Below are 12,143 nucleotides of genomic sequence, written 5' to 3' on the forward strand. Positions count from 1 at the left end.
CTGTCGCCTCTCCTGTGGACGACTGCGCAATACCTTGACCCCCCACATGTATGTCGGATCCCCGCGCCGCAGCGTTAACAGCGCTCGAGCGATTCGACGCGTAGAAGCCCCCAAAAAGCCGCGACTACCAGGCGATTAGTCCGAAGAATCAAGTCCCGCGGTTATGTCGAGGCTGCCCTCGGTTTTCCCGTTCAGCACGAGCACCAGACCGGCCACCCATCGGACAATGTCCAGGTCACGGATCCGCGGTGAGCCGATGCCGTCGCTCTCCCGCGGGATCGGCACCTGGACCACCGAGGTGGTGGCCCGGTAGTGCCCGCCCGGGTACATCCGCTTGAGCCGCAACTGCGCGGAATCGGGAAGCACCACCGGCGACAACTTGATCGTCGACGCCGATACCGCACCGATCTCGGTGATCCCGTACTCCCGGCACAACATCCGGAGCCGGGCCACCGCAACCAGGCGTTGCGCCTCGCGCGGAAGCGGGCCATACCTGTCAACGAGTTCGTCGACGACGGCACGCACCCCGTCTTCATCGGTGGCCGCGGCCAGCCGGCGGTAGCCCTCCAGGCGCAGCCGGTCACTGCCGATGTACTCGGGCGGCAGGTGCGCATCGACCGGAAGGTCGACCCGCACCTCTTTCTGTTCTTGCGGTGTGGCAACGGTTTTCCCGTCGGCCGCGGCGCGGTAGGCCTCCACGGCCTCGCCGACCAGCCGCACGTAGAGATCGAAACCCACGCCGGCCACGTGACCGGACTGCTCGGCGCCCAGTACATTGCCCGCGCCGCGGATCTCCAGGTCCTTCATGGCCACGGCCATGCCCGCACCCAGCTCATTGTTCTGGGCGATGGTGGCCAACCGGTCGTAGGCGGTCTCGGTCAGCGGCGAATTGGGCGGATAGAGCATGTAGGCGTATCCACGCTCGCGGCTTCGTCCCACTCGGCCACGCAGCTGATGCAGCTGCGAGAGCCCGAAGGTATCGGCCCGCTCGACGATCAAGGTGTTGGCGTTGGAGATGTCCAGACCGGTCTCGACGATCGTGGTGCACACCAGGATGTCGTACTCGCGGTTCCAGAAGCCCTCGACGGTCTTCTCCAGCGTCTCCTCGTTCATCTGCCCGTGCGCCACGACGACCCTGGCCTCGGGCACCAGCTGGCGGATCCGGGCCGCGGCCTGGTCGATGGTGCGCACCCGGTTGTGGATGTAGAACACCTGCCCGTCACGCAGCAGCTCACGGCGCAACGCCGCGGCCACCTGCTTGTCGTCCTGAGGTCCGACGTAGGTCAGCACCGGGTGGCGCTCCTCGGGCGGGGTGAGGATCGTCGACATCTCACGGATGCCGGCCAGGCTCATCTCCAGGGTGCGCGGGATCGGGGTGGCGCTCATCGTGAGCACGTCGACGTGCGTGCGCATCGACTTGATGTGCTCTTTGTGTTCGACGCCGAACCGCTGTTCCTCGTCAACGATGATGAGGCCCAGGTCTTTCCAGGTCACCCCGGTCTGCAACAGCCGGTGTGTGCCGATCACCACGTCGACCGACCCGTCGGCCATCCCCTCGATGGTGGCACGCGACTCGGCCGGATCGGTGAACCGCGACAGCCCCTTGACGGTCACCGGGAAACCCGCCATGCGGTTGGTGAAGGTCTGCAGATGCTGATCGGCCAGCAGCGTCGTCGGCACCAGCACCGCGACCTGCTTGCCGTCCTGCACGGCCTTGAACGCCGCCCGCACCGCGATCTCGGTCTTGCCGTAGCCCACGTCGCCACAGATCACCCGGTCCATCGGAACCGGCTTCTCCATATCGGATTTGACCTCGGTGATCGCGGTCAGCTGGTCAATGGTCTCGGTGAAGCCGAACGCGTCCTCCATCTCGTTCTGCCAAGGAGTGTCGGGGCCGAACGCATGCCCGGGCGCCGACTGCCGCTTGGCGTACAGCGCCACCAGTTCACTGGCGATCTCACGAACAGCCTTGCGCGCCTTGGTTTTCGTGTTGGCCCAGTCGCTTCCGCCGAGCTTCGACAGCGAAGGCGCCTCACCGCCGACGTAACGCGACAGCTGATCCAGCGAATCCATCGGCACGTAGAGGCGATCCGATCCGCCGCCACGTTTGGACGACGCGTACTCCAGCACCAGGTATTCGCGGCGGGCCCCACCGACCACGCGCTCGGTCATCTCGACGAACTTGCCGATGCCGTGCTGATCGTGCACCACGAGATCCCCGGCGGCCAGCGCCAGCGGGTCGACGACGTTACGACGTTTGGCCGCAAGCTTTCTGCCGCCTGAGGCAGTCACCCGGTTACCGGTCAGATCGGTCTCGGTGATGACCACGAGGTTGGCCCCGGGCAGGATCACGCCGTCGTGCAGCGGCCCTTTTAGAACCCCAACGGCACCCTTCCTCGGAGCCTCACCCGGTTCGAGCATTGCCGCCGCGATGTCGGATTCGCCGAGCTGCTCGACGACGCGGTGTGCGGTACCGGCGCCCGGGGTGACCACCGCGGCGTACCCGCCGGTGGCGACGTGGGCGCGCAGCATCGCGAAGATCTCGTCGAGACTCTGCTGGCTGCGTGCCGACGGCGACGGCCGCAGATCGAGTTCGGTGGCCCTGCCGTCGGGCAGCTGACTCAGCGTCCACCACGGGTGACCACCGGCGACAGAGTCCTCGCGCGCCTGGTCGAACGGGACGAATCCGGACGCGCCCAGCGCCTCGAGGTCGATGGGGGCATCCCCGCCGACCGCGGCCGTCGACCACGAGGCCTCGAGGAATTCCTGCCCCGTCTTGATCAGGTCGGCCGCGCGGGTACGCACCTTCTCCGGGTCGCACAGCAGCACCGGCGCGCCCTCGGGCAGGTGGTGCGTCAGCGTCGTGGGCTGAACCGGGTGCAGCAGCGGAAGCAGCGCCTCCATGCCGTCGACCGGGATGCCCTCGGCGAGCTTGGCCAGCATGTCGGGCACGCTGCCGGGCACGCTGTTCTCGTGGGTGGGGTGCTCGACGGCGAGCACGGCGGCACGCTCCCGCACATCAGCGGTCATCAGCAGTTCGCGGCACGGGACGGCGACCACGTTCTGCACCGGGATCTCGGGAATCGACCGCTGGTCGGCGATCGAGAACAACCGCATCTCGGAAATCTCGTCGCCCCAGAACTCGACGCGCACCGGATGCTCGGCGGTGGGCGGGAACAGGTCGAGGATGCCGCCGCGCACGGCGAACTCCCCGCGTTTGCCGACCATGTCGACGCGCGTGTAGGCCAGGTCGACCAGCCGGGCGATGACCGCCTCGAACTCGGCCTCGGCGCCGACGGTGAGGGTGACCGGCTCGGTACTCACGACGTCGTGGGCCATCGGCTGCAGCAGTGAACGCGTCGTGGTGACCACGACGCGCAGCGGCGGCCCCAGTGTCGTGTCCTCGGGGTGGGCCAGCCTGCGCAACAGCAACAACCGGGCGCCGACGGTCTCCACACCCGGGGACAACCGCTCGTGCGGCAGTGTCTCCCAGGACGGGAACAGTGCGACGGCATCGCCGATCACGCCGCGCAGTTCGGCGGTCAGGTCGTCGGCTTCCCGGCCGGTGGCGGCGACCACCAGCAGCGGGCCCTGCTGGGCCAGCCCGGCAGCCACCAGCACGCGGGCACTGGCCGGCCCGACGAGCGCGAGATCGGCGGGTCGGTCGGCGGCGCGACGAAGGGCGTCCTGCAGGGACGGATCGGTTAAAGCCAGCTCAACGAGACCCGCAATCGGGGTCTGGACATGGTTGTGCCCCGGTGCGGTCATGATGGGGCCATTCTACGGGGCCGGGGATTCGGCTCCGTAGTGCTCTGTCCGGGGCGATCATGGAGCGATGAAGCGGTGGGCGGCAGCGCTCGTTGTGGTGCTGACGGCGGTCTTCGCAGTGATATGGCTCACCCGGGAGAAACCGGAGTCCGCACACGAGTCGGTGCCGACGCACCTCGGTCCGGACGGTGTTCCCGACTTCGCCGCCTACCCCGCCGTCGATCCGGCGCAGTACGTCCTGCGGGAGGGACAGGGGTTTCCGGTACAGGGGTTCCGCACGCCCGACGGGTTCGTCTGCATGACCACCCAGCACCGGGCGATGTACGCGCTGGACTGCCGCGGCCCCTTCGTCGGCGCCCCCAACGATGCCAACCTCGCGCACCTGTTCAGCTACGGCACCACCAACGGTGCGATCCCGATGAGCTTCTCGCGCACCGAGGAGCCGCTCAGTCCGGTCGACGGCCTCGACGAGAACGAGGCGCGGATGCTGCCCGCCGGTCAACGGTTCGACCTCGGCAACGCCACCTGCGTCTACACCGACGAGATCCGGTTGGCCTGCCGGATGGCCGATCCGCAGAAGGGCAACGGGTTCATCGCCACCTCCACGGAGACGAAGTCGTTCGGCAGGAGCTGAGCCCGTCAGGATCCGGCCCCGCGGCGTCAAGGAACCGTCAAGCCCGGTGACGCAGGGCCCCGGCGCCGCCGACTGTGGAGTCATGACCTTGCTGGACATCCTGCCCTCACTTCGCGGCGCCACCCGGCCACGCCTCGATCCGAACATCTGGCCGCTGACCACAGGGGTCGACGAGCAGGGCCGCATCACCGTCGGCCGGGTGCCGCTGACCGACATCGCCGACGAGTACCGCACCCCGGCCTATGTGCTCGACGAGACAGATTTCCGGACCCGCGCCCGGCGCTACCGGGCCGCCCTCGGCCAGGCCGAGGTGGTCTATGCGGGCAAGTCGCTGCTGACCACCGCCGTCGCACGGTGGGCCGCCGAGGAAGGCCTCGGCGTGGACGTGTGCTCGGCGGCCGAACTCGCGACCGCGTTGGCAGGCGGGGTCGACCCGGCGCGCATCGTGATGCACGGCAATGCCAAGACGTGCGACGAGCTGCGCGACGCGATCGACGTGGGGGTGGGCCGGATCGTGGTCGATTCTCCGATGGAGATCACCTACCTGGCCGGGCTGGCCCGCCGGCCCCAGGCGGTGCTGATCCGGGTCACGCCCGACATCGACATCCACGGACACCGCGCCGTCACCACCGGCGTGACGGACCAGAAGTTCGGCTTCGCGCTGGCCGATCGCCGGGCCGCCCGCGCGGCCGCCCGCATCCTTGCCACCCCGAACCTGGATCTGGTTGGCCTGCACTGCCATATCGGCTCGCAGATCACCGACCCCACGCCCTACGGCGAGGCCGTCCACCGGTTGATCGGTGCGATGGCCGACATCCGTGCCGAACACGGCCTGGTGCTGACCGAGCTCAACATCGGCGGCGGCCACGGGGTTCCGTATGTCCGCGGCGACGCGGCGCTCGATATCGCCGCGCTGGCGACCGTCGTCGACGACGAGCTGACCGCGGCGTGCGCGGCCGAACGGTTCCCGCGGCCACGCCTGGTCGTCGAACCCGGCCGCGCCATCAGCGCGCGGGCCGGGGTGACGCTGTACCGGGTGTGCGGGGTGAAGTCCCAGCCCGGCGGGCGCACGTTCGTCGCTGTCGACGGCGGTATGAGCGACAATCCGCGGGTCGCGCTGTACGGAGCGAAATACACGGTGGCCCTGGCCAATCGGCATCCATTAGGGCCGACCATGGTGGCCACAGTGGTAGGACGGCATTGCGAGGCCGGCGACGAGATCGTGCACGATGTCGAACTGCCCGCCGACATCCACGCCGGCGATCTGCTGGCGGTGGCATGCACCGGGGCCTACCAGCACAGCATGGCCTCGACCTACAACATGGTGGGTCGCCCGCCCGTGGTGTCGGTGCGCGACGGCGCTTCGCGGGCGTTGGTGCGCCGGGAGACGACGGCGGACCTGCTGTCGCGGGATCTGGGCTGAGGGCTTGCGCCCCTCAGCCATCCCGCTCGACGACATCCTTGATCCTGGCCAGCCTGCGTTCCCAACCCGCCGCGATGCTGTCGAGCCGGCGCGCCACCTCGCTGAGCCGAGCCCCCACCGCCTCGTACTTGACCTCACGCCCCACCCGGGTGGCCACCACCAGGCCGACGTCGGTGAGCACCTTCAGATGTTTGGCGATGGCCTGGCGGCTGATCGGAAGTTCGTCGGCCAGTGACGACGCGGACGCGGGCCTGCGGCCGAGTGCGACCAGAACCTGCCACCGGCTGTCGTCGGCAAGGGCGGCGAAAACCTGCACCGGCGAGGCATTCTCATGCATCTGCGGCGGCCCCCACCAGATACTTCTGGGCGAGGCCGAGCTCGAGCGACCAGCCGCCACTGTGATCGTCGAACCGGGAGCGGCGGTCGGCCTCGGGCTCGTCGAGCGAGGCGAAACCGCTCTCGACCACCCGCAGCACCACGCCGGATGGGGCCGGGGTGATCCAGAATTCGACGAGGGTGGACGAGCTGTCGAGGTCATCGGCGTCGATGTGCCACCGGAAGGCCGCATAGCGCGGCTCATCGAGTGTGACGGTTCGCAGGGCGAACCTGCCGTGCGTGGGGTCGGTGACGATGGCGACGTCGCCGTCACGATCGATGCGGTGTTCGGTGATCCGCTCTTCGTTGATGTACCAACCGGGTTCGCTCACCAGGGCCCAGACGCGTTGCGCCGGTGCGTCGATGGCGATCTCACGCTCGATGCGGTCGTATTCGGTGGTCATGTCACGGTTCCTCTCCGACGGGATTGTTGCAACCCAAGGGTTGCACATCAAGTCCCGATGCTGCAACCCTTGGGTTGCAGTTTGTTGGCCTACTCCTCGTGCAGGACCGGGTCGGACTCCAGGTGGGTGAGCCCGTTCCACATCAGGTTGACGACGTGGGCGGCCACCACTTCCTTCTTCGGCTCCCGCACGTCGAGCCACCACTGCGCGGTCATCGACACCGACCCGACCAGCGCCTGGGCGTACAGCGGTGCCAGTTCGGGGTCCAGGCCGCGGCGGGAGAAATCCCCGGCCAGGATCGAGGAGACCTGGTTGACCGCGTCGTTGAGCAGCGTCGAGTAGGTCCCCGAGGTGATCGCCGCCGGCGAGTCGCGGATCAGGATGCGGAAGCCGTCGGTGCGCTCCTCGACGTAGGTCAGCAGGGCCAGCGCGACGCGTTCGACCCGCACCCGGGAGCGGTTGTTGGTCAACGACGAGGTGATCCCGTCCAGCAGGGCCGACATCTCCCGGTCGACGACGACGGCGTACAGCCCTTCTTTGCCGCCGAAATGCTCGTAGACCACGGGTTTTGACACGTTGGCGCGCAGGGCGATCTCCTCGATCGAGGTGCCCTCGTAGCCCCGTTCGGCAAACAGCGACTTGGCGATCTCGATGAGCTGTTGTCGCCGTTCGTTGCCGGTCATCCGGGCCCGGGGGGCCCGCACTTCCTTATCGGGTGCTGCCACGCATATCAGGCTAGACCGTTCGACTAGAGTCTCTCCCGGACATTCCGTCGTGGTGTAATCGGCAGCACCTCTGATTTTGGTTCAGATAGTTCAGGTTCGAGTCCTGGCGACGGAGCTCACTATCCCGCGAACGACCGCAAAATGCCGGTGTTGACGGCGTGTCAACACGAATGCTGGGGGCACCTCCCGCTTGCGGGGGAGGTCGCTCGGCGAGAAAGGGGACGCCGTGCCGACCACCGAAGCCGCAGTCGTCGTATTGGCTGCAGGTGCCGGGACCCGAATGCGCTCGGACACCCCGAAGGTGCTGCACACCCTGGCGGGCCGCAGCATGCTCAGCCACGCGGTACACACCGTGGCCAACGCGGCAGCCCAACATCTGGTGGTCGTACTCGGCCACGACCGCGACCGCATCGCCCCCGCGGTCGGCGAGCTGGCCGACAAGCTGGGCCGCACCATCGACGTCGCCATCCAGGACCAACAGCTGGGCACCGGCCACGCCGTGGCCTGCGGGCTGAGCTCGTTGCCCGACGAATTCACCGGCACGGTCGTCGTGACCTCGGGTGATGTCCCCCTGCTCGACGCCGACACCCTGGCCGGCCTCATCGAGACCCACAGCGCCGCGACGGCGGCCGCCACGGTGCTCACCACCACCGTGCCCGACCCCACCGGCTACGGCCGCATCCTGCGCACCCAGGACAACGAGGTCATCGGCATCGTCGAGCAGGCCGACGCGACCGAGTCGCAGCGGGCGATCCGGGAAGTCAACGCCGGGGTGTACGCCTTCGACATCGCCGACCTGCGCTCGGCGCTGAGCCGGTTGAGCTCGAACAACGCGCAGCAGGAGCTGTACCTCACCGACGTCATCGCGATCGTGCGGCAGGACGGCCGGACGGTGCGGGCCATGCACGTCGACGACAGCGCGCTGGTCGCCGGCGTCAACGACCGCGTGCAGCTCTCCGATCTGGGCGCCGAACTCAACCGCCGCATCGTGGCCCGCCATCAGCGAGCCGGCGTCACGATCATCGACCCGGCCACCACCTGGATCGACGTCGACGTCACCATCGGCCGCGACACCGTCGTACGCCCCGGCACCCAGCTGCTCGGCACCACAGAGATCGGCGCCGGCTGCGAGATCGGTCCGGACTCCACGCTGACCGACGTCGAGGTGGGCGACGGCGCCTCGGTGGTGCGCACCCACGCTCAGCTGGCCGTGATCGGGGCCGGCGCCACCGTCGGCCCGTTCACCTACCTGCGGCCGGGCACCGTCCTCGGAGCCGACGGAAAGCTCGGCGCGTTCGTCGAGACCAAGAACTCCACGATCGGCACGGGTACCAAGGTGCCGCACCTGACCTACGTCGGCGACGCCGACATCGGCGACCACAGCAACATCGGGGCCTCCAGCGTCTTCGTCAACTACGACGGCGAGACCAAGCACCGGACGACCATCGGCTCCCACGTGCGCACCGGCTCCGACACGATGTTCATCGCGCCGGTCACCGTCGGTGACGGGGCCTACACCGGCGCCGGCACCGTGCTGCGCGACGACGTCCCGCCCGGTGCGCTGGCGGTCTCGGACAACGCCCAGCGCACCATCGAGGGCTGGGTGGAGCGCAAGCGTCCGGGCTCGGCAGCCGCCGAGGCCGCGCGCAAGGCCCGCGAGGAGTAGGTCAGCCGCCACCGGCCGCGAGCGTGGCGCTTGTGTACGAAATCCGTGGCAAACGCGTGCAGGAACGCCACAGTCGGCACCGCTGGGCCGGACAATCCGACGTTTCGTGTTGGCAATCTGGTAACCCGGCTACGAACAACCAGAAACGCTACGTACGATTGCTCCGTATCGATCCCCAACCGCGAAGGCAGCCAAGTGGCCACGGACTGGACCGACAATCGAAAAAACCTGATGCTGTTCTCGGGGCGCGCGCACCCGGAGCTGGCGGAACAGGTGGCCAAGGAACTGGGCATCGAGGTGACCGCACAGACCGCCCGGGATTTCGCCAACGGCGAGATCTTCGTCCGGTTCGACGAGTCCGTGCGCGGTTGCGACGCGTTCGTGCTGCAGAGCCATCCCGCGCCGCTGAACCAGTGGCTCATGGAGCAGCTCATCATGATCGACGCGCTCAAGCGCGGTAGCGCCAAGCGGATCACCGCGATCCTGCCGTTCTATCCCTATGCGCGCCAGGACAAGAAGCACCGCGGCCGCGAGCCCATCTCGGCCCGCCTGGTCGCCGATCTGCTCAAGACCGCCGGCGCCGACCGCATCGTCTCGGTCGACCTGCACACCGATCAGATCCAGGGCTTCTTCGACGGCCCGGTGGACCACATGCGTGGCCAGTCGCTGCTCTGCGGCTACATCGCCGACAAGTACGCCGGCGCCGACATGGTGGTCGTCTCCCCGGACTCCGGCCGGGTCCGGGTCGCCGAGAAGTGGGCCGACGCCCTGGGCGGCGTCCCGCTGGCCTTCATCCACAAGACCCGCGATCCGCTGGTGCCCAACCAGGTGGTGTCCAACCGCGTCGTCGGTGACGTCAAGGGCAAGACCTGCATCCTCACCGACGACATGATCGACACCGGCGGCACCATCGCCGGCGCGGTCAAGCTGCTGCGTGAGGACGGCGCCAAGGATGTGGTGATCGCCGCGACCCACGGCGTGCTGTCGGATCCGGCCGCCCAGCGTCTGGCCGACTCCGGTGCCCGCGAGGTGATCGTCACCAACACGCTGCCGATCACCGACGACAAGCAGTTCCCGCAGCTGACCGTGCTGTCCATCGCGCCGCTGCTGGCCAGCACCATCCGCGCGGTATTCGACAACGGCTCGGTGACCGGGCTGTTCGACGGGTCCGCCTAGATGGCTGAATCTGATGGGCGGCCCGCCGCCGTCATCTACCACAACCCGAAGTGCTCGACCTCGCGTAAGACGCTGGATCTGTTGCGCGAGAACGGGATCGAGCCCGAGGTCGTGCAGTACCTCAAGACGCCGCCCACCCGCGACGAGATCAAGCAACTGATCGCCGACGCCGGTATCGACGTGCGTACCGCGGTGCGCAAGCGCGAATCCCTCTACACCGAACTCGGTTTGGCCGACGCGTCGGACGAGGAACTGCTCGACGCGATGGCCGAGAACCCCATCCTGATCGAGCGCCCGTTCGTCGTCACCGGCAACGGCACCCGGCTGGCCCGGCCGATCGATTCGGTGCGCGAGATTCTGTGAAGCGGTTGCTCGCCACGGCCGGCACACTGGCGGTCCTGGTCACCGGCTGTGGCGCGGAAACGCCTGACTACAAGTCGATCTGGACGACGAGTTCGACGACACCGGCCGCCCCTGCGGACAACCAGCCGGTACCCCTGTGGCAGTTCCTGGAGGACTCCGGTGTCGTGGGCGAGCCCATCGCACCCGAGAAGATCCCCCACCTGAGCGTCACCATGCCGAGCCCGCCGGGATGGCATCCCTACAACAATCCGAACCTGGCCCCGGGTACCCGGATGATCGCCAAGGGGAACACCTACCCCACCGCGATGATGCTGGCCTTCACCTTGCACGGCGACTTCGACGTGCCCAAGGCCCTCAAAGACCACGGCTACGCCGATGCCCAGTTGTCGGAGAACTTCAAGCAGCTCAACGCATCCAACGCGGACTGGAAGGGCTTTCCGTCGGCGATGATCGAGGGCAGCTACGACCTCAACGGCAAGCGCATGCAGAGCTACAACCGCGTCATCATCGCCAATGACGGGTTACAGCCCCCGCAGCGGTACCTCATCCAGCTGACCGTGACGACCTACGCCGACGAGGCCGCGGCACAGGGACCGGACATCGAATCGATCATCGCGGGCTTCAACGTCGCCAAGAAGTGACTCGCGAAGAAGTGCCGGCGCGACCGTAGGGTGGTCAGCATGAGCGAATGGACCAGCGCCGACCTGCCATCGTTTTCCGGCCGCCGGGTGATCGTCACCGGCGCCAACAGCGGGCTGGGGCTCGTCACCGCGCGTGAGCTCGCCCGCGTCGGCGCCAAGGTCACCGTCGCGGTGCGCAACCTGGAGAAGGGCACCGCGGCCGCGGAAACAATGACCGGCAGCCAGGGGAACTCAGTGGAGGTACGCAAGCTCGACCTGCAGAACCTGGCCTCGGTGCACGAGTTCGCAGACACCGTCGAGAGCGTCGACGTGCTGATCAACAACGCCGGCATCATGGCGGTGCCGCTGAGCCGGACCGCCGACGGCTTCGAGAGCCAGATCGGCACCAACCACCTCGGCCATTTCGCGCTGACCAACCTGCTGCTGCCCAAGATCACCGACCGGGTGGTGACGGTGTCCTCGTTGATGCACTGGATCGGGCAGATCAGCCTGCGGGACCTCAACTGGAAGTCGCGGCCGTACTCGGCGTGGCTGGCCTACGGGCAGTCCAAGCTGGCCAACCTGGTGTTCACATCCGAGTTGCAGCGACGGCTGACAGCATCGGGCTCGGCGGTGCGCGCCCTTGCCGCCCACCCCGGCTATTCGGCCACCAACCTGCAGGGCCAGACCGGCAACAAGTTCGGCGCCCGCATGATGGCGGCCGCCAACCGGGTTTTCGCCAGCGATCCGTCGTTCGGCGCACGTCAGACGCTGTTCGCGGCGTCCCAGGACGTTCCCGGGGACAGCTTCATCGGGCCCCGGTTCGGCCAGTTCGGCCCCAGCCAGCCGGTCGGGCGCAGCCCGCTGGCCAAGCGGGTGGGCACCCAGAAGGCGCTGTGGGAGCTGTCCGAGCAGCTCACCAAAACCACGTATCCGCTGTAGCCCCCGGGCTGCGATTTTTGGCGGCGGCCCCGTCTTTGCTACCCTGA

Annotated in this window: 11 protein-coding genes and 1 tRNA gene; 8 read left to right on the plus strand and 4 right to left on the minus strand. The window is 68.0% G+C overall.

Annotated elements, in window-relative coordinates:
* Nucleotides 1-135 precede the first annotated feature (135 nt).
* Complete coding sequence (gene mfd, locus EH231_RS15395) at nt 136-3,768, minus strand: transcription-repair coupling factor (protein ID WP_090427544.1); 3,633 nt, start codon at nt 3,766-3,768, stop codon at nt 136-138.
* A 67-nt stretch (nt 3,769-3,835) separates the two neighbouring features.
* Between mfd and EH231_RS15400 the strand changes: the two genes are divergently transcribed.
* Nucleotides 3,836-4,402 carry a hypothetical protein gene (locus tag EH231_RS15400; protein ID WP_090427541.1) on the plus strand — a complete coding sequence of 189 codons (567 nt, stop codon included), beginning with the start codon at nt 3,836-3,838 and terminating at the stop codon, nt 4,400-4,402.
* A gap of 82 nt (nt 4,403-4,484) precedes the next feature.
* Nucleotides 4,485-5,825, plus strand: coding sequence for a diaminopimelate decarboxylase (lysA, locus tag EH231_RS15405; RefSeq protein ID WP_124712715.1), 1,341 nt, complete (start codon nt 4,485-4,487; stop codon nt 5,823-5,825).
* Between the two features lie 13 nt (nt 5,826-5,838).
* On the opposite strand, the gene EH231_RS15410 is transcribed toward lysA, so the two are convergent.
* From EH231_RS15410 to EH231_RS15420, 3 genes are all read right to left on the minus strand, one after another.
* Complete coding sequence (locus EH231_RS15410; protein ID WP_090427530.1) at nt 5,839-6,162, minus strand: ArsR/SmtB family transcription factor; 324 nt, start codon at nt 6,160-6,162, stop codon at nt 5,839-5,841.
* The gene (locus EH231_RS15415; protein ID WP_124712716.1) at nt 6,155-6,604 is read right to left on the minus strand and encodes an SRPBCC domain-containing protein; all 450 of its coding nucleotides are present in this window, start codon (nt 6,602-6,604) and stop codon (nt 6,155-6,157) included. Before EH231_RS15415 ends, EH231_RS15410 begins: the two co-directional genes overlap by 8 nt.
* Before the next feature lie 89 nt (nt 6,605-6,693).
* Nucleotides 6,694-7,287 (minus strand): TetR/AcrR family transcriptional regulator, encoded by a 594-nt coding sequence (locus tag EH231_RS15420; protein ID WP_090427524.1) that lies wholly within the window; start codon nt 7,285-7,287, stop codon nt 6,694-6,696.
* Between the two features lie 85 nt (nt 7,288-7,372).
* Between EH231_RS15420 and EH231_RS15425 the strand changes: the two genes are divergently transcribed.
* The 6 genes from EH231_RS15425 to EH231_RS15450 all read left to right on the plus strand — a co-directional run bounded on the left by EH231_RS15425 (nt 7,373) and on the right by EH231_RS15450 (nt 12,096).
* Nucleotides 7,373-7,444, plus strand: a tRNA-Gln gene (locus EH231_RS15425).
* Nucleotides 7,445-7,609: 165 nt separating this feature from the next.
* Nucleotides 7,610-8,995 (plus strand): bifunctional UDP-N-acetylglucosamine diphosphorylase/glucosamine-1-phosphate N-acetyltransferase GlmU, encoded by a 1,386-nt coding sequence (glmU, locus tag EH231_RS15430; RefSeq protein ID WP_234927474.1) that lies wholly within the window; start codon nt 7,610-7,612, stop codon nt 8,993-8,995.
* Nucleotides 8,996-9,190: 195 nt separating this feature from the next.
* On the plus strand, nt 9,191-10,171 hold the full coding sequence (locus tag EH231_RS15435; protein ID WP_090427517.1) for a ribose-phosphate diphosphokinase: 981 nt from the start codon (nt 9,191-9,193) through the stop codon (nt 10,169-10,171).
* Nucleotides 10,172-10,534: an arsenate reductase (glutaredoxin) gene (gene arsC, locus EH231_RS15440; protein ID WP_090427514.1), complete on the plus strand. Its 363-nt coding sequence runs from the start codon at nt 10,172-10,174 to the stop codon at nt 10,532-10,534.
* A complete protein-coding gene (locus EH231_RS15445) occupies nt 10,531-11,175 on the plus strand; it encodes an LpqN/LpqT family lipoprotein (protein WP_164480905.1) in 645 nt (214 codons plus the stop codon). The genes arsC and EH231_RS15445 overlap by 4 nt, the downstream gene beginning before the upstream one ends.
* A 39-nt stretch (nt 11,176-11,214) precedes the next feature.
* The gene (locus EH231_RS15450; protein ID WP_090428839.1) at nt 11,215-12,096 is read left to right on the plus strand and encodes an oxidoreductase; all 882 of its coding nucleotides are present in this window, start codon (nt 11,215-11,217) and stop codon (nt 12,094-12,096) included.
* The last annotated feature ends 47 nt before the right edge of the window (nt 12,097-12,143 follow it).

The sequence above is a fragment of the Mycolicibacterium nivoides genome (assembly GCF_003855255.1).
GTDB lineage: Bacteria > Actinomycetota > Actinomycetes > Mycobacteriales > Mycobacteriaceae > Mycobacterium > Mycobacterium nivoides.